The sequence below is a fragment of the Streptomyces acidiscabies genome (genome assembly GCF_020010905.1).
GTDB lineage: Bacteria > Actinomycetota > Actinomycetes > Streptomycetales > Streptomycetaceae > Streptomyces > Streptomyces acidiscabies.
Map to the genome: position 1 here is coordinate 2736494 of NZ_JAGJBY010000001.1, position 16962 is coordinate 2753455.

A 16962-nucleotide genomic window follows, 5' to 3' on the forward strand; every position below is an offset into this window, starting at 1 on the left:
AGGACTCTAACTCCCTGATCGATGATCGATCAAAGGGTTGAAGAGCAAAACTTCTCGAACACGAGAAAGTAGGCACGGGGTGTCTTTCGGACAGGCACCGGGTGCCGCATATTTTGGCGGTTTGCGCAGGTGGGGGGACGTTCTGTAGTCGGGCGGCTGCGGGTGAGTGGGGGCTGGTCGCGCAGTTCCCCGCGCCCCTAAAAAAACGGTGGTGGCTGTGCGTCGCCAGGCGCGCGCCCGCGCAGCGGTAGCCGCAAACTCAGCGCAACCCCAGTCCTTTAGGGGCGCGGGGCCGCATCTGATGTGCGGCTACCGCCGCGCGGGCGCGACCAGCAGCAGCCCGCGCCTGGCGACGCACCGCCACCACGTTTTTTAGGGGCGCGGGGAACTGCGCGAACGGCCACGACGGACCCGCAGCCGCCACTCCACCCTCACCACCCCACCCCTCACGCGCTCGGCGCACACCCCAGAACATGTGCCTTCACCAAGTCCGCGATCCTCGGGTCGCGCCTCTTGAACGCCGCCACCAGCTCCTCGTGCTCCTCCGCGTACGACTGCTGGACTGTTCCCAGCCAGCGGATCGACAACGCCGTGAACACCTCGATGCCCAGCCCCTCCCACGTATGCAGCAGCACCGAGTTCCCGGCCGCCCGCACCAACTCCCGGTGGAACGCGACCGTGTGCCGCACCTGCCCCGTACCGTCCGACAAGCGGTCCGCCTCGTACAGAGCCACCACGTGCGGCTCAAGCGCCGAGCAGTCAGCGGCCAGCGCTTCCGCCGCCAACTCCGCCGCGATCGCCTCCAGCCCCGCGCGAACCGGGTAGCTCTCCTCCAGATCCGCCGCCGTCAGGTTCCGTACGCGTACGCCCTTGTTGGGAGCCGACTCGATCAGCCGAAGCGACTCCAGCTCGCGCAACGCTTCACGCACCGGCGTCTGGGACACCTCCAGCTCCGTAGCGATCCGGCGTTCCACGATCCGCTCGCCCGGCTTCCAGCGCCCACTGACGATCCCCTCCACGATGTGCTCGCGGATCTGCTCGCGCAGCGAGTGGACGACGGGCGCGGTCATGTGGGCTCCTTACGGCGTTTGACGTTTAGACAATACGGCCGCCAGCCGCCGCAGGCAGGGCACGCGGGCGCCCTTTTACGCAGGTGAGACGAGACTTACACGGCAGCCACGGGACAACACGACGAAGCCCCCGCCGGAGGATTTCCGGCGAGGGCAGCGACGTACGACAAGAGTTACAGGCCGAGCTCGACCTCGAACTCACCGGCCTCCAGGATCGCCTTCACGGCGGTCAGATAGCGCGCCGCGTCCGCGCCGTCGACCAGACGGTGGTCGTAGGACAGCGTCAGGTACGTCATGTCGCGCACCGCGATGACCGTACCCTCCTCGGTCTCCAGGACGGCCGGCCGCTTGACCGTGGCCCCGATGCCGAGGATCGCGACCTGCCCCGGCGGCACGATGATCGTGTCGAAGAGCGCGCCACGCGACCCCGTGTTGGAGATCGTGAAGGTCGCCCCGGACAGCTCGTCCGGCGTGATCTTGCTGGCGCGGACCTTGCCGGCGAGGTCGGCGGTGGCCTTGGCGATACCGGCGATGTTGAGACCGCCGGCGCCCTTGATGACCGGGGTCATCAGGCCCTTCTCGGAGTCCACCGCGATCCCGATGTTCTCGGAGTCGAAGTAGGTGATGGTCCCCTCGGCCTCGTTGATCTTCGCGTTGATGACCGGGTGGGCCTTGAGGGCCTGGGCCGCGGCCTTGACGAAGAACGGCATCGGCGAGAGCTTGACGCCCTCACGCGCGGCGAAGGAGTCCTTGGCCTGCGTACGGAGCTTCATCAGCTTCGTGATGTCGACCTCGACGACCGAGGACAGCTGCGCCTGCTCGTGCAGCGCCTTGACCATGTTGTCGCCGATGACCTTGCGGATGCGCGGCATCTTGACGGTCTGGCCACGAAGGGGCGACGCCTCCAGCACGGGGGCCGTCTTCTTCGGAGCGGCGGCAGCAGCGGCGGCGACCGGCGCGGGAGCCGGAGCAGCGGCGGCCTTCGCGGCCTCGGCGGCGGCGACGACGTCCTGCTTGCGGATCCGCCCGCCGACACCCGTGCCCTTGACGGCCGCGAGGTCGACACCGTTCTCGGCGGCGAGCTTGCGGACGAGCGGAGTGACGTACGCACCGTCGTCACCAGCGGTGGCGGCGGGAGCCGGGGTGACCGGAGCGGCGACGGGCGCCGGAGCCGCGACGGGGGCCGGGGCGGCGGCGACCGGCGCGGGGGCCGGAGCAGCGACCGGGGCCGGAGCCGGGGGAGCGACGGGCGCGGCCGGGGCGGGAGCCGGAGCAGCCACCGGAGCCGGAGCGGCAGCGGCGGGCGCGGCGGCCGGAGCGGCACCGGGCGCACCGATGACGGCGAGCTTGGCGCCGACCTCGGCCGTCTCGTCCTCGCCGACGACGATCTCCAGCAGGACACCGGCGACGGGCGCCGGAATCTCCGTGTCGACCTTGTCGGTGGAGACCTCAAGGAGGGGCTCGTCCTCGGCGACCTCGTCGCCGACCGACTTCAGCCAGCGCGTGACGGTGCCCTCGGTGACGGACTCGCCGAGCGCGGGCAGGACGACGTCCGTACCGGACGCGCCACCGGCGGCCGGAGCGGCAGCGGCGGGCGCCTCGGCCACGGGGGCCGGAGCGGCGGGCGCCTCGGCCACAGGGGCCGGGGCAGCGGCAGGCTCAGCGACAGCGGCCGGTGCCGGAGCCGCTGCGGGCGCCCCGGTGCCGTCGTCGATGATGGCCAGCTCGGCGCCGACCTCGACCGTCTCGTCCTCGGCGACCTTGATGGACGCGAGGATGCCGGACGCGGGCGCGGGAATTTCGGTGTCGACCTTGTCGGTCGAGACCTCGAGCAAGGGCTCGTCGGCCTCGACGCGCTCACCCTCGGCCTTGAGCCAGCGGGTGACGGTGCCCTCGGTGACGCTCTCACCGAGCGCCGGAAGGGTTACGGAAACCGCCATGGTTTCGGTTGCTCCTTACGAGTTGCGGAAAGTCTGTGTCGTCGCTTCGGTGACCGAGGGTCAGTCGTGCGCGTGAAGCGGCTTGCCGGCCAGGGCGAGGTGGGCCTCGCCGAGCGCCTCGTTCTGCGTCGGGTGCGCGTGGATGAGCTGCGCTACCTCGGCCGGCAGCGCCTCCCAGTTGTAGATCAGCTGGGCTTCGCCGACCTGCTCACCCATGCGGTCGCCGACCATGTGGACGCCGACCACAGCGCCGTCCTTGACCTGGACGAGCTTGATCTCGCCCGCGGTCTTCAGGATCTTGCTCTTTCCGTTGCCCGCGAGGCTGTACTTCAGGGCGACGACCTTGTCCGCGCCGTAGATCTCCTTGGCCTTGGCCTCGGTGATGCCCACGGAGGCGACCTCGGGGTGGCAGTACGTCACCCGGGGCACGCCGTCGTAGTCGATCGGCACGGCCTTGAGGCCGGCCAGCCGCTCCGCCACCAGGATGCCCTCGGCGAAGCCGACGTGCGCGAGCTGGAGCGTGGGGACGAGGTCGCCGACGGCGGAGATCGTCGGGACGTTGGTGCGCATGTACTCGTCGACCAGGACGTAGCCGCGGTCCATCGCGACGCCCTGCTCCTCGTAGCCGAGACCGGCGGAGACGGGGCCGCGGCCGACGGCCACGAGCAGGAGCTCGGCCTCGAACTCCTTGCCGTCGGCCAGCGTGACCTTGACGCCGTCGGCCGTGTACTCGGCCTTAGAGAAGAACGTGCCCAGGTTGAACTTGATGCCGCGCTTGCGGAACGCGCGCTCAAGAAGCTTGGAGGAGTTCTCGTCCTCAAGGGGGGCGAGGTGCTTCAGACCCTCGATGATCGTGACGTCCGCACCGAAGGACTTCCACGCGGAGGCGAACTCGACGCCGATGACGCCGCCGCCGAGGATGATCGCGGACTGCGGGACGCGGTCCAGGACGAGGGCGTGGTCCGAGGAGATGATCCGGTTGCCGTCGATCTCCAGGCCCGGCAGCGACTTCGGTACGGAGCCGGTCGCGAGGAGGACGTGACGGCCCTGGATCCGCTGGCCGTTGACGTCGACCGAGGTGGGGGAGGACAGGCGCCCCTCACCCTCGATGTACGTCACCTTGCGGGAGGCGACGAGACCCTGGAGGCCCTTGTACAGGCCCGAGATCACGTCGTCCTTGTACTTGTGGACGCCCGCGATGTCGATGCCCTCGAAAGTGGCCTTGACACCGAACTGCTCGCTCTCCCGAGCCTGGTCCGCGATTTCGCCCGCGTGGAGCAGGGCCTTGGTGGGGATGCAGCCCCGGTGCAGGCAGGTGCCGCCGACCTTGTCCTTCTCGATCAGAGCGACGTCCAGACCCAGCTGCGCCCCGCGCAGCGCCGCGGCGTACCCACCGCTGCCACCGCCGAGGATCACTAGGTCGAAAACGGTGCTGGCGTCGTTCGCCACGTCACGTCCTCCATGCATGTGCGCCGTACGCCGGTCGTCACTGACCGGCAGGCGGCTGGTGTCCGGCCGCTCATTGCTTCGGCCCTTCGGTGGGGGCCCTGTCCTGCCGCCCCCCATCCTCGCACTTGTAGAACGCGGACGAGACACGGGGCTGGGGTGTGAGACACCACACGGGAGCCGAGGTCGGGGGACTTCTGGAGGGGGGTGAGCCCCGCGCCCTGGAGGGGCGCGGGGCTGTATTGGATGTGCGGCTCCGCCGCGCGGGCGCGAGCACCCCACTCAGTGGGCGAACGGTCAGCCCAGGTCGCCCGAGGCGGTCAACTCCGCGAGACGGACCAGCGTACGTACCGCCGACCCCGTCCCCCCCTTGGGCGTGTACCCGAACGGCCCGCCCTCGTTGAACGCCGGTCCGGCGATGTCGAGGTGCGCCCAGGTGATGCCCTCGCCCACGAACTCCTGGAGGAAGAGCCCGGCGACAAGGCCGCCACCCATCCGCTCACCCATGTTCGCGATATCGGCGATGGGGGAGTCCATGCCCTTACGCAGGTGCGACGGCAGCGGCATAGGCCAGGCCGGCTCGCCGACCTCCTCCGCCGCGTCGTAGATCGCGGAGCGGAACGCGTCGTCGTTGGCCATGACACCGAACGTCCGGTTACCCAGCGCCAGCATCATCGCCCCGGTGAGCGTCGCGACGTCCACGATGGCGTCCGGCTTCTCCAGCGAAGCCGCCCACAACGCGTCCGCGAGGACAAGCCGCCCCTCCGCGTCCGTGTTGAGCACCTCCACGGTCTTGCCACTGAACATCCGCAGCACATCACCGGGCCGAACCGCGGCCCCCGACGGCATGTTCTCGGCGAGCGCCAGCCACCCCGTGAGGTTCACCTCCAGCTCAAGCCGAGCGGCGGAGACGACAGCGGCGAACACGGCGGCGGCACCACTCATGTCGCACTTCATCGTCTCGTTGTGCCCGGCGGGCTTCAGCGAGATACCACCGGAGTCGTACGTGATCCCCTTGCCGACGAACGCGAGGTTCTTCACGGCCTTCGGGTGGCTGTACGACAGCTTCACCAGCCGAGGAGCCGACGCGGACCCCTGCCCGACGCCGAGAATCCCCCCGTACCCACCTTCCGTGAGCGCCTTCTCGTCGAGCACCTCGACCTTGAACCCGTGCACCTTGCCCGCATCGACGACGAGCGAGGCGAACGCGGCCGGGTCGAGGTCGTTCGGCGGCATGTTGATGAGATCCCGCGCCCGGTTCAGCTCCTCGGACACGGCGACGGCACGAGCGAGCGCAGCCTTCTGCACGGCGTCCCGGGGCTTGCCCCCCAGCAGCGCGGCCTCCCCGAGCGGCGCCTTGCCGCCCTTCCCCTTGCCGCTCTCCTTGTACGTGTCGAAGGAGTACGCCCCGAGCAGGACGCCCTCGGCGACCGCCCCGACCTCCCCGGCCTCGCCCAGCGGCAGCGCGAACGCGGCCTTCTTGGCCCCGGCCAGCGCACGGGCGGCAGCGCCCGCGGCCCGCCGCAGCGCCTCCGCCTCGTACGCCGCGTCCTTCGCGGGCTCCGCGCCGAGACCCACCGCGACGATCAGCGGTGCCTTGAAGCCGGCCGGCGCGGGCAGCTTCGTGATCTCCCCCTCGGCGCCGGACGCGCCGAGGGTCTCCAGGACGGCGGCGAGCTTGCCGTCGTAGGACTTGTCCACGGCTTCCGAGCCCGGCGCGACGACCGGGCCCTTCGCGCCCTTGGCGACACCGATCACGATCGCGTCGGCCCGGAGGCCGGGCGCCGCGGCGGTGCTGAGAGTGAGAGCAGTCACGGTGGTGATTTCTCCGCTTCCGAATATGAGAGTGCTGTGGCCGAACGGTGTGGGTCGACCGAACCCGGCCGTCGACATTAGGTCGGCTGCTCGCGCACGGTCGTACCGGGGTCTCTCTCATCGGCGCGGCGAACCGATGTGACAGATCCCGCCATGAGCCTACGCGGGTGTGTGCGTCCGCTCACGCCCGCGCGTGTTCACCTCGCGGTGAAGGGGATCATCCTCGGAGAACGTCTGCCGCACAGTCTGGAGCCGGTCCGTTGAGACGCGCCCCCTTGGTCATCCTTCCGCTGCTGCTACTCATCGGCTGTACGAGTACGTCGGCACCGGACGTTCCCTCGGCGCCGAGCGGCCGTTGGCAGCCCCGGCCCGGTATCGCCTGGCAATGGCAGCTGAACGGCAAACTGGACACGTCCGTCGACGTCCCCGTCTACGACATCGACGGCTTCGACCAGCCCAAGGCGACGGTCGCAGCGCTCCACGCGAAGAACCGCAAGGCCATCTGCTACATCTCAACTGGCGCGTACGAGGACTGGCGCCCCGACGCCGCGAACTTCCCCAAGTCGGTGATAGGCAAGAGCAACGGCTGGGAGGGCGAACGCTGGCTGGACATCCGCCAGTTGAACACCCTCGAACCCTTGATGGCCAAGCGCCTGGACATGTGCAAGGAGAAGGGCTTCGACGCGGTGGAGCCGGACAACATGGACGGCTACCGCAACAAAACAGGCTTCCCCCTAAAGCCGGACGACCAACTCCACTACAACCGCCTCATAGCCAAGCTGTCCCACGACCGAGGCATGTCGGTGGGCCTGAAAAACGACATGGACCAAATCCCGTCCCTGCTCAAGGACTTCGACTTCGCGGTCAACGAACAGTGCGCCCAGTACGACGAATGCGACACGCTCACACCCTTCATCAAGGCGAGCAAGGCGGTATTCCACGTGGAGTACGAACTCCCAACAACCAAGTTCTGCAAGGAGTCGAGGGAGTTGAAGCTGAGCTCGCTGGAAAAGAAGTACGAGCTGGGAGCATGGCGCAGATCATGTTGAAACGAACGCCAGGCTGATGCCGTTTCTTTAGGGGCGAGGGGCGAGGGGCGAGGGGCGAGGGGCGAGGGGCGAGGGGCGAGGGGCGAGGGGCGAGGGGCGAGGGCGAGGGCGAGGGCGAGGGCGAGGGCGAGGGCGAGGGCGAGGGCGAGGGCGAGGGCGAGGGCGAGGCGGGCGGGGGCCGACTGGCCGACGCCGGTCACCGCAACGCCTTTAGGGGCGCGGGGCTGTATCGATTTGCGGCTACCGCCGCGTGGGCGCGACCAGCCACAACGCCGCCGCACCCGCCACACAACCCTCCGCCCCCTCCGATACCGCGCTCACCCCACCGTCAGCACGACCAAACTCACCACCCCCGCCACCTCCGCAACCCCCCCGAACACATCCCCGGTCACCCCACCAAACCGCGTCAGACACCGCCGCAACAACAACTCCGCCGCCCCCACCCCCAACACAACAGCCGGCACCGCCACAACCACCCCGACCCACCACCCGACCACCCCCGCACACAACCCCACCGCCCCCCCAACTCCCCACACCCACCGCACCGGTACAACCCCCGCAACAGCCGCCCCCAACCCCTCCGGCCGAGCCGCCGACACCCCCGCCCGCGCCGCGAACGTCATCGCCAGCCGAGCCACCACCGCCCCCACCACGACCCCGAACGCCCCCCGCCCCCACGACTCCTCGTACAACCGACTCACCGCAGCGACCTGAGCCAACAGCACCAACACCAACGTCAGCACCCCGAACGGCCCGATATCGGACTGCTTCATGATGCGCAGGGCGTCTTCCGCAGGCTTCCCGCTCCCGAGCCCATCAGCCGTATCGGCCAGCCCATCAAGATGCAGCCCCCGAGTCAGCGCAGCAGGAACGGCCACGGAAGCAACAGCGGCCACCATCGCCCCCGTACCCAGAACCAACAGCACCCCCCCAAGTACAGCCGCACACCCCCCGACGACAACCCCCACCACCGGCGCCCACGTCATCCCACCCCGCGCGGCCCCCCGGTCCCACCGGGACACACGAACCGGAATCACCGTCAGCGTGCCGAAGGCGAACCGCAGACCGTGGAGGGAGAAACTGTCGGACATCGAGGGCATCGGCGCAGATTATCCGACCGTCACACCGAGCCCCACCGCCAACAGGGATAAAGTGCGCACATGGGACATTGGCTGCAACGGAACATAGTAGAACCGGGCAAACTCCCCCTCCTCCTGGCCCTTACAGCCTTCGTCCTGACGTTCCTCCTCACCCGCCTGGTGACCCGCCTGATCCGCGCCGGCAAGGGCCCGTTCGGCAACGTCAAGGCGGGCGGCCTGCACATCCACCACGTCGTACCCGGCGTGATCCTGACGGTGATCGGCGGCTTCGGCGCGATCGCGACCGGCACGCACGGCGCGGGCGCCTGCGCCTCGGCGGTCTGCTTCGGCATCGGCACGGGCCTGGTCCTGGACGAGTTCGCGCTGATCCTGCACCTGGACGACGTGTACTGGACGGAGGAGGGCCGCAAGAGCGTGGAGGTGGTGGTCCTGACGGCGGCGCTGGTCGGCCTGGTCCTCCTGGGTTACTCCCCGCTGGGAGTGGACGACCTCTCGAACGACGAGGTGGCAGGCAGAGGCGTAGCCCTGACGACGGTGGCCATCAACTTCCTCCTCTCCCTGATCGCCCTGGCGAAGGGCAAGGCCCGCACAGCGATCTTCGGCATCATCGTCCCCACGGTCGCCCTGATCGGCGCGATCCGCCTGGCCCGCCCCAAGTCCCCCTGGGCCCGCCACTTCTACACCCACCGCCCCCGAGCAAGGACCCGCTCCGAACGCAGAGCAACCCGAAGCGACCGCCGCTGGTCACGGGTACGAAGGTGTGTGGAGGAACTGGTGGGAGGCAAACCGGACCAGTTATCACGGTGAGAAGGAAGAGGGTCCTTCGCAGCCACCCTCTCCGTACGCCACCTCTTCACGACCCCACCCACTCCTCGCCGCCCCCCTTTCCTCGCCCGACTTCTTCACGGCCCCCTCGCCTCGCCCCTCACCGTCTCCCCCTCGCCCCAGCGTCTCGCGGCCCCCCTTCCTCGCCCCACCTCCTCACGACCCCGCTCGCCACGCCTCGCCGCTCCTCTCTCCTCGCCCCCTCACCCCGAACCTCGCCCCTCACGGCCCCCTAGCCTCGCCCCCCGCTCTCATCTCCCCACCCTCTCCGCCTCCCCCGCCACCCCACCCGCAAGCTCACGCTCACCCACCCTCCGCCCCCACCACTCCCGAACCCCCACCAACACCCCCACCGCAACGATCGCCGCCACATGCTCCTTCCCCGCGAGGTTCGCCTTCACCGCCACCTCCACCACCATCGCGAGCACCACCACCCCGCCCGTCACATACGCCCGATACCGCCAAGCCAGATACACCGCGAGCCCCACGACCGCAGCAGACGGCCCCGTGTCGACGATCTTCGCGGCCGAGGCCGGCAGCCCCAGTACCGGCACATCGGGCCCCAGCGCGACCCCCGCGCGTGCGTACAACGTCCCGGCGAGCGTCGCGGTGTACGCGACGGCCAGCGTCCGCCCCCACCCCAGACAGATCTCCGCGAGCCCGAACACCAGCAGGATCTGAGCCAGCGCACCCCAGACCGGCAGGTCGAGCGCGGGGACGAAGAGGGAGAGCGGCGTACGGAGAAGGGCCAGGAACAGAGGGTCCTGCGCGCGGACCGCGCCGAGATCCTGGACGACCTGATACCCCCAGTCGAGGTTCTGCACGGCTTGCAGCACCGACGTCGTACAGACCGCAGCGACCGTCATCACCGGCACGGCCCACCGCCGCCGCACGGCGAGCCACAGCGGCCCCCACTCGGTACGGGCCCACCGGCCGAGCACGTTCATCGGCGACCTCCCGGCAACCATCCCGGCACCTCCAGGAACCCCTCCGCCCGAGCCGACGCCAGCCCGATCCGGGGCAGGTCCGCGCTCTTCTCGAAGAGCAGGAAACGCGGCTCCCAGATCGGCCGGTACTTCGCGTTGGCCCGGTAGAGGGACTCGATCTGCCACCACCGGGAGCAGAAGCTGAGCAGCGACCGCCACACCCGCAGCACGGGCCCGGCCCCGAGCCGCGCCCCACGTTCGAAGACGGACCGGAACATCGCGAAGTTGAGCGAGACCTGAGTGATCCCGATCTCCCGGCCCCGCCGCAGGAGTTCGATGACCATGTACTCCATCAGCCCGTTGTCGCTGCCGCGATCACGCCGCATGAGGTCGAGGGAGAGCCCGCGGGGCCCCCACGGTACGAAGGACAGCAGCGCCCGGGGCACCCCCTCCGCGTCGAAGCACTCGACGACCACGCACCGCCCGTCCCGGGGGTCCCCGAGCCTGCCGAGCGCCATGCTGAACCCGCGTTCGGTGTCCCCGTCCCGCCACGCGTCGGCCAGCCGCACGACCCCGGCCATCTCGGCGCCCGGCACCTCCTCGTGCCGCCGGATCCGTACGGTGTACCCCGCCCGCCGCACCCGGTTGTACGCCTGCCGCACGGTCCGCATCGCCCTGCCCTCCAGCGTGAACTCGTCCACTTCCACGATCGCCTCGTCGCCGAGTTCCAGCGCGTCGAGCCCGTGCCGCCGGTACACGTTCCCGGCCTCTTCCCCGGCCCCCATCACCGCCGGAATCCACCCGTGCGCCCGCGCCTCGTCGAGCCACGGCGCAATAGCCCCGGGCCACGCCTCGGGATCTCCGAGAGGATCTCCCGAGGCCAGCGAAACGCCTCCGACGACCCGATAAGTGACAGCTGCTTTGTACGTCGGCGACCACACGACGCTCTTTTCACGCCGCAAGGAGAAATAGCCGAGGGAATCCCGCTCACCGTGTCTGTCGAGCAGTTCCCGGAGCCGTTTCTCGTCCTCGTCCCCCAGCGGATCGACGACCCGGCGGGAACGGAACGCGGCGTACAGCCCGGCGAGGACGAGTACGGTGCTCATCCCGTTGACGGCGACATCGACCCAGGTGGGCGGCGCGACCCCCGACTCCTCGGCGGACACGGACACGAGCCGCAGGGTGCCGTACCACCACTGCTGTACGAAGCCGCCGCCCGCGGTGTCGGTGAGCGCGACCAGCCCCCCGGCCAGCAGAGACGCGCCCAGCAGCCCACCCCCGCCCACCAGAGCCGCGAGCCTCGGATTGGCGCGGTCCCCTTTCGCGTAGAACTCCCGCCGCCCGAGAAGCAACGCCACCACGAACCCGGCGGTGATCCCGAGGGATACCCAATTCTGCGGATAATGCCGGACCTCGGGCAGCAGCATGGCCACGGAGAACAGCAACAGAAATGCCCCGCTGAGCCCCAGATTCAGAATCCAGGCGGCCCGCTTACGTCTCCGCATCATCACGGCGAGAAACGTGGCGAAAACCCCGGAGGAAAACCCGGCGGTCAAGAGATAAGGCGTAAACAGATCCGCCTGATTGTGCTGCCGGACATCCTGCCCGAACGACACCCACACCCCACTGAGGAAGTTGACGAACGCAACCCCCCGCAGATACCAGACAACAACAGCACCAGCCCGAACGCGTCCCATGCGTCGGGATGCTATGTCCCGTTATGCGGAAACCTGACGATCACCGCGCAAGGGCGCAGCCCGATACGAGGGGACTGCGCCCGCCCCTCTACTCGTCGCCGGACGCCTCGGACGCCTCGGACTCCACGACCTCATCCGCAGGCTTCTCCGCCGCCTTCTCCGGCAACTCCGCGGCCAACGCGGCGGCAGCCTGCACCAGCGGCAGCGCCAGCACACCCCCCGCACCCTCCCCGACCTGCACGTTCTGCTCCAACAGCGGCTCCAGCGCCATCCGGTCCAGCGCCTTCGCCTGCCCCGGCTCCCCGGTCTTGTGCGCGGCGAGCCACCAGTCCGGCGCACGGAAAGCGACACGCTGGCCGACGAGCGCGCACGCGGCGACCACCACCCCGTCCAGCACGACCGGCAGCTTCCGTACGGCGCACTGGAGCAGGAACCCGGTCATCGCGGCGAGATCCGCCCCGCCGACGGTCGCCAGCAACTGAAGCTGATCCCCGAGCACGGGCCGGGCCCGCCGCAGCGCGTCCCGGATCGCCGCGCACTTCCGCATCCAGGCGAGGTCGTCGATGGCGAGCCCACCACGCCCGGTCACGACGGACGCGTCCGTCCCGCACAGCGCGGCGATCAGCACACCGGCCGCCGTAGTCCCGCCCACGCTCACATCACCCAGCACCACGAGGTCGGTCCCGGAGTCCGCCTCCTCGTCGGCGACCGCAACCCCCGCACGGAACGCCGCCTCCGCCTCCTCCAGCGTCAGCGCGTCCTCGATGTCGATACGCCCGCTGCTCCGCCGTACCCGATGCCGTACGACGTCTGCCGGAAACGTGTCCGGCTCGCAGTCGAGGGACATGTCCACGACCCGCACCGGAACCCCGGCGCGACGCGCGAGCACGGAGACGGGGCGACCGCCCTCAAGCACCGCGCGGACCAGCTCGGCGGCGCTCCCCGCAGGCCGCGCCGAGACGCCGAGTTCGGCGATCCCGTGGTCCCCGGCGAACAGCACGACCCTAGGGTTGTCGACCGGACGTACCGGGACCACGCCCTGCGCCGCCGCCAGCCACTCACCCAGTTCGTCGAGGCGCCCCAGCGCACCGGGCGGCACGATCTGACGCTCCCGCCGCGCCTCCGCGTCGCGCCGTACCCCGCCGTCGGGGCGCTCGATCAGATCGGTGAAGTCGTCGAGATTAAGCGAGCTCATTCGCCGAACAGTACCGGCCCCGGTCGAACAGTTTCCGCGCCACATCTCCCTGCCGGGGGTGCGGCGTCGTTGCACGCAAGATCGTGATCCCATACGTTCCGTTTCGCGAAGATTGTCGGCTACTGGGGAGCACGCATGCCGGACGTCCAGGAACCGCGCACCTGTCCCTGGTGCGCCTCCCAACGCCTCCGTACGGGGCGGGGGTACGCGGAGTGCGAGGAGTGCGGGCACGGGTTCCGCGAGACGGCGGAGGCTGTACGGGGACCGCTCCTGACCCGCGCCCTCGCGACGCGCACGAGCAGGCGCCGCCTCCTCGCGACCGCCCACGCGATGACGTCGTTCCCGGAGCCGGAGAGCTGGCTGGACGTAGGTACGGGGTACGCGGCTTTCCCCGAGGCGGCGAAGGAGTTGTTCACGTACACGTCCTTCGACGGGGTGGATACGACGCCCCGAGTGGACCGGGCACGTTCGGCGGGCCGGGTGGAAGAGGCGCACAGGGAACTGACCCCGGCGCTCGACTCCCGCTACGACGTGGTGAGCGTCCTCCACCACTTGGCATACGCCCCGAACCCCCGGGCCGAACTGTCCGCAGCGCTCCGCACATTGCGCCCAGGCGGCCACGCACTCCTAGAACTCCCGGCCCCCACGCCGTTGAACAAATGGCGTCTCCCGCAGGCCCACCACCTGATCCCCCTGGAAAACCTCCGCGCAGAACTAGAAACCCAGGGCTACGAAATCATCAAGACGGACCGCAGAGGGGCACACATCCCGTACGACGCATCAACGGCAACGGCGCTGCTCCTGACCCACCACATCCCACCCCGAATGCTCCCCCTGACGAAACCCCTACTAGCGCTAGCAACAGCCTTGGACCACACCTTGGCCCCGCTACTACGCCGCACCCGCTTCGCGAACACGTACAGGGTGATTGCGAGAAGGAGGAAGGGGGTGGCATAGGGGGAGTGCTCTGTCTGCGGCCCGGTGGGGCCTGATCGCGCAGTTCCCCGCGCCCCTAAAAGACCGACAGCCACCGCCCGTTGAAAAAGTACGGCCACCGTAGTGGGGCACGGGGCTGGTCCTACCGCATGGTCGCAACTAGCTACCCGCACCCGAAAAGCTACGGTGACCGTCGTCCTTTTAGAGGCGCGGGGCTGTACCGATATGCGGCTCCGCCGCGTGGGCGCGACGCACCTGCCCCGCACTTGAAAAGCTACGGTGACCGTCGTCTTTTTAGGGGCGCGGGGCTGTATCGATATGCGGCTCCGCCGCGTGGGCGCGACCAGCCACAACGCACCCGCAGCCGCCCTACCTCTTGAGCCCCGCAGGTCCATCGACGCAGCTCGCACCTGAAAAGCGACGGTGACCGTTGTTTTTTAGGGGCGCGGGGAACTGCGCGACCAGCCCCCACCGGGCCGCAGCCGTCCCACCTCCTCAGCCCCGCAAAACCATCGCCTGCCCCGCCACCACCAGCACAACCTGTTCGCACTCCCCAGCCACCCCCGCATTCAACCTCCCCAGCTCATCCCGATACCGACGGCCGGAAGCCGTAGCCGGCACAATCCCCGACCCCACCTCGTTCGACACGACGACCACCGTCCGCCGCGTCCCCCGCAGCGCCTCCAACAACTCCCCGACCCTCGCGCGGAGCGCCTTCTCACCCCCGTCCGCCCACACCGCGTCATCCCACGCCCCGACGGAGTCCATCGCATCGGTAAGCCAAAGGGACAGACAGTCAATGAGCAACGGCGCCCCCTCCTCCACCAGCAACGGCACCAGATCGCAGGTCTCAGCCGTACGCCAGGACCCCGGCCGCCGCTCACGGTGAAGGGCAACCCGCGAGGCCCACTCCGTGTCACCCCCACGCCCCCCGCCCGTCGCGACGTACAGAACATCCGGATACGCCTCCAACCGCCGCTCCGCCTCAACAGACTTCCCGGACCGCGCCCCACCAAGAACGAGGGTGCGACGGGGAACGTCGGGCACATCCTCGTAGACACCGACCGTGAGAGTCGTACCGTCCCCCACAGCCCGAGCCCCAACCGCAGCGAGCCGCCGCCGAAGCTCAGCCCCAGGGGGAACGTCATGGTCAAGGTGAACGGCGATCACGTCAGTCGTAGCGCCAACAGCCCCCACAGCCCGCAGCCGAGCAAGAGCATCCGGCCGCCCCACAACATCGAGCAGAACCATGTCGTACCGCTGCCCACCCTCCTCAAGCCCAGCAGGAGCCCCACCGGGCGGCAGATACAACAGCCGCTGCCCATCCCCCCCGGTGACGGCGTACCCGGTCCCCCCGGCATCCATGGCAACGGCCCGCACCCGATGCCCGGTCAACAAGGCCAACTCCCGCCCATCGGGCACACGCCCGGGCCGAGGCAACCCGAGCGGCACCTCAACAGCGGGCCCGTCATGGGGATGGGACAACAACACCTGCCGCACCCCCCCGAGCGACTGCCCCGCACGGGCGGCGGCAAAGGCGGCCCCAGGAGTGAGATCGAGCAGAAGGTCCCCATCGACCAGCACAGAGGTAGCAGCCCGAACCTCCTCCCCAAGAGACACGGCACACACAGCACAAGCACAGTCAGGACGAGGAAGCCCCGCAGGGGCACCGGTACCGAGCAGAGTCAATTCCACGGATCGATTTTCACCTGAAGGAGAAGCGAACGCGCGACATGGGCAAAGGACTCGCGGGTACTTGCCGACGCCCTGAGGGCAGCGCACCCAAGGGGCGCGGGGCTGCATCGATATGCGGCTCCGCCGCGGGGCGCGAGCACCCCCCACCGGCCGGTAGCCGAACAAACAACCCCCGAAGCCCCCTACGACCGGCCCACCGAACCGCATACTCTGGGCCACCGGACCAAGATCAGACCCCGGTCACACCAGGAGGCGTACATGGCGGCATGGACGTGGCGGTTCGAGAAGACCGACGGGACGGAGGTCCAACCCGCCGTGGAACCGGAGGAGTTCACCACGCAGGGCGACGCCGAGTCCTGGATCGGCGAACAGTGGCAGGCCCTGGCGGAGGGCGGCGCGGACCAGGTACGCCTCTTCGAGGACACCACGGAGATCTACGGCCCGATGAGCCTGCACCCGGCAGATTCCTGAGCCAGAAGAACCACACCGCCCGGTGGGAACCCCTCACCGGGCGGTGAACGCGAGCGATCAGCCCCGCACGCCACACAGGTGGATCAACGCGGCGACCCCCCGATAGGGATCCGTACGCCCGGCCCGCTCCTCAGCGGCGAGCAAGGGCCCCAGATCCCCGGGCACGACGGCATCGTCAGGAGCCGCGTCCGTGAACACCCGAACCCCGTACCAGGCCTGAAGCGGCGCCCCGATCCCGGCCAGCGCATCGGTCAGCGTGGCCAGCCGATCCGCCCGCACATCGAGCCCGAGCCGATTCGTGTAGTCGAAGGAGTCGAACGCGGCCTGCGCGGTGGCCCAGTCCCCGGACAGCCCGGGCCGCATGGCGAGGGCGTCACCGTTGCGGACGAGGAGGGACACCATCCCCCCGGGCGCGAGCATCCGCCCGAGCCCGGCGAGGAGCGCATCGGGATCGGGAACGTACATCAGCACCCCATGACAGAGCACGACGTCGAAGCTGCCCGGCAGGAAGTGGACGCCGGTCTCCCGCCCGTCGCCCTCTATGATCCGCACCCGCTCACGGATGCCCTCGGGCTCACGGGCGAGCGCCTCGCGCGCGGTCGCCAGCATCAGCGGATTCTGTTCGAGCCCGGTCACCTCGTGACCGAGCCGGGCGAGCCGCAGGGCCTGCGTACCCTGCCCCATCCCGACGTCGAGAACCCGCAGCCGCCGCCCGACGGAGTACCGCCCGGCTATCTGTTCGTCGAGCTGGCGTGCCACCAGTTCCTGTCGTACGACGTCCCGCAGCCCACCCAGCC

General features: G+C 69.5%; 14 protein-coding genes. 4 read left to right on the forward strand and 10 right to left on the reverse strand.

Features of this window, described 5'->3' with window-relative positions; all coding sequences use genetic code 11:
* Positions 1-446: 446 nt before the first annotated feature.
* The 4 genes from J8M50_RS12835 to J8M50_RS12850 all read right to left on the reverse strand — a co-directional run bounded on the left by J8M50_RS12835 (position 447) and on the right by J8M50_RS12850 (position 6271).
* Positions 447-1070: a GntR family transcriptional regulator gene (locus J8M50_RS12835; protein ID WP_010358384.1), complete on the reverse strand. Its 624-nt coding sequence runs from the start codon at positions 1068-1070 to the stop codon at positions 447-449.
* Positions 1071-1243: 173 nt separating this feature from the next.
* Positions 1244-3010 (reverse strand): 2-oxoglutarate dehydrogenase, E2 component, dihydrolipoamide succinyltransferase, encoded by a 1767-nt coding sequence (sucB, locus tag J8M50_RS12840; RefSeq protein ID WP_223786203.1) that lies wholly within the window; start codon positions 3008-3010, stop codon positions 1244-1246.
* Between the two features lie 60 nt (positions 3011-3070).
* Complete coding sequence (gene lpdA, locus J8M50_RS12845) at positions 3071-4459, reverse strand: dihydrolipoyl dehydrogenase (protein ID WP_010360653.1); 1389 nt, start codon at positions 4457-4459, stop codon at positions 3071-3073.
* A 294-nt stretch (positions 4460-4753) separates the two neighbouring features.
* Complete coding sequence (locus J8M50_RS12850; protein WP_010360654.1) at positions 4754-6271, reverse strand: leucyl aminopeptidase; 1518 nt, start codon at positions 6269-6271, stop codon at positions 4754-4756.
* Positions 6272-6531: 260 nt separating this feature from the next.
* Here J8M50_RS12850 and J8M50_RS12855 point away from each other — a divergent pair, with 260 nt between their 5' ends.
* The gene (locus tag J8M50_RS12855) at positions 6532-7320 is read left to right on the forward strand and encodes an endo alpha-1,4 polygalactosaminidase (protein ID WP_029184695.1); all 789 of its coding nucleotides are present in this window, start codon (positions 6532-6534) and stop codon (positions 7318-7320) included.
* A gap of 317 nt (positions 7321-7637) precedes the next feature.
* Here J8M50_RS12855 and J8M50_RS12860 read toward each other — a convergent pair whose 3' ends face one another.
* The gene (locus J8M50_RS12860; protein ID WP_010360657.1) at positions 7638-8420 is read right to left on the reverse strand and encodes an adenosylcobinamide-GDP ribazoletransferase; all 783 of its coding nucleotides are present in this window, start codon (positions 8418-8420) and stop codon (positions 7638-7640) included.
* 60 nt (positions 8421-8480) lie between these two features.
* Between J8M50_RS12860 and J8M50_RS12865 the strand changes: the two genes are divergently transcribed.
* Complete coding sequence (locus J8M50_RS12865; RefSeq protein ID WP_010360659.1) at positions 8481-9227, forward strand: hypothetical protein; 747 nt, start codon at positions 8481-8483, stop codon at positions 9225-9227.
* A 269-nt stretch (positions 9228-9496) separates the two neighbouring features.
* On the opposite strand, the gene J8M50_RS12870 is transcribed toward J8M50_RS12865, so the two are convergent.
* The 3 genes from J8M50_RS12870 to cobT form a co-directional block, all read right to left on the reverse strand.
* The gene (locus J8M50_RS12870; RefSeq protein WP_223786204.1) at positions 9497-10192 is read right to left on the reverse strand and encodes a hypothetical protein; all 696 of its coding nucleotides are present in this window, start codon (positions 10190-10192) and stop codon (positions 9497-9499) included.
* Positions 10189-11868 carry a phosphatidylglycerol lysyltransferase domain-containing protein gene (locus J8M50_RS12875; protein WP_029184697.1) on the reverse strand — a complete coding sequence of 560 codons (1680 nt, stop codon included), beginning with the start codon at positions 11866-11868 and terminating at the stop codon, positions 10189-10191. The genes J8M50_RS12870 and J8M50_RS12875 overlap by 4 nt, the downstream gene beginning before the upstream one ends.
* Positions 11869-11956: 88 nt before the next feature.
* Entirely contained in the window at positions 11957-13063 is a 1107-nt protein-coding gene (gene cobT, locus J8M50_RS12880) for a nicotinate-nucleotide--dimethylbenzimidazole phosphoribosyltransferase (protein WP_010360662.1), read from the reverse strand.
* A 135-nt stretch (positions 13064-13198) separates the two neighbouring features.
* Between cobT and J8M50_RS12885 the strand changes: the two genes are divergently transcribed.
* The gene (locus J8M50_RS12885) at positions 13199-14020 is read left to right on the forward strand and encodes a class I SAM-dependent methyltransferase (RefSeq protein ID WP_010360663.1); all 822 of its coding nucleotides are present in this window, start codon (positions 13199-13201) and stop codon (positions 14018-14020) included.
* Positions 14021-14494: 474 nt separating this feature from the next.
* On the opposite strand, the gene J8M50_RS12890 is transcribed toward J8M50_RS12885, so the two are convergent.
* On the reverse strand, positions 14495-15694 hold the full coding sequence (locus J8M50_RS12890) for a bifunctional adenosylcobinamide kinase/adenosylcobinamide-phosphate guanylyltransferase (RefSeq protein WP_029184698.1): 1200 nt from the start codon (positions 15692-15694) through the stop codon (positions 14495-14497).
* A 258-nt stretch (positions 15695-15952) separates the two neighbouring features.
* Between J8M50_RS12890 and J8M50_RS12895 the strand changes: the two genes are divergently transcribed.
* Positions 15953-16165, forward strand: coding sequence for a hypothetical protein (locus tag J8M50_RS12895; RefSeq protein ID WP_010360665.1), 213 nt, complete (start codon positions 15953-15955; stop codon positions 16163-16165).
* A gap of 57 nt (positions 16166-16222) precedes the next feature.
* Here the strand turns inward: J8M50_RS12895 and J8M50_RS12900 are convergent, their stop codons facing one another.
* Positions 16223-16924: a class I SAM-dependent methyltransferase gene (locus J8M50_RS12900; protein WP_010360666.1), complete on the reverse strand. Its 702-nt coding sequence runs from the start codon at positions 16922-16924 to the stop codon at positions 16223-16225.
* Between the last annotated feature and the right edge of the window lie 38 nt (positions 16925-16962).

Bases quoted from the DNA above. Each gene is read 5' to 3' on its own strand.
- J8M50_RS12835 (WP_010358384.1), bottom strand. From the start codon at position 1,070: ATGACCGCGCCCGTCGTCCACTCGCTGCGCGAGCAGATCCGCGAGCAC.
- sucB (WP_223786203.1), bottom strand. From the start codon at position 3,010: ATGGCGGTTTCCGTAACCCTTCCGGCGCTCGGTGAGAGCGTCACCGAG.
- J8M50_RS12860 (WP_010360657.1), bottom strand. From the start codon at position 8,420: ATGCCCTCGATGTCCGACAGTTTCTCCCTCCACGGTCTGCGGTTCGCC.
- J8M50_RS12865 (WP_010360659.1), top strand. From the start codon at position 8,481: ATGGGACATTGGCTGCAACGGAACATAGTAGAACCGGGCAAACTCCCC.
- J8M50_RS12870 (WP_223786204.1), bottom strand. From the start codon at position 10,192: ATGAACGTGCTCGGCCGGTGGGCCCGTACCGAGTGGGGGCCGCTGTGG.
- J8M50_RS12875 (WP_029184697.1), bottom strand. From the start codon at position 11,868: ATGGGACGCGTTCGGGCTGGTGCTGTTGTTGTCTGGTATCTGCGGGGG.
- cobT (WP_010360662.1), bottom strand. From the start codon at position 13,063: ATGAGCTCGCTTAATCTCGACGACTTCACCGATCTGATCGAGCGCCCC.
- J8M50_RS12885 (WP_010360663.1), top strand. From the start codon at position 13,199: ATGCCGGACGTCCAGGAACCGCGCACCTGTCCCTGGTGCGCCTCCCAA.
- J8M50_RS12895 (WP_010360665.1), top strand. From the start codon at position 15,953: ATGGCGGCATGGACGTGGCGGTTCGAGAAGACCGACGGGACGGAGGTC.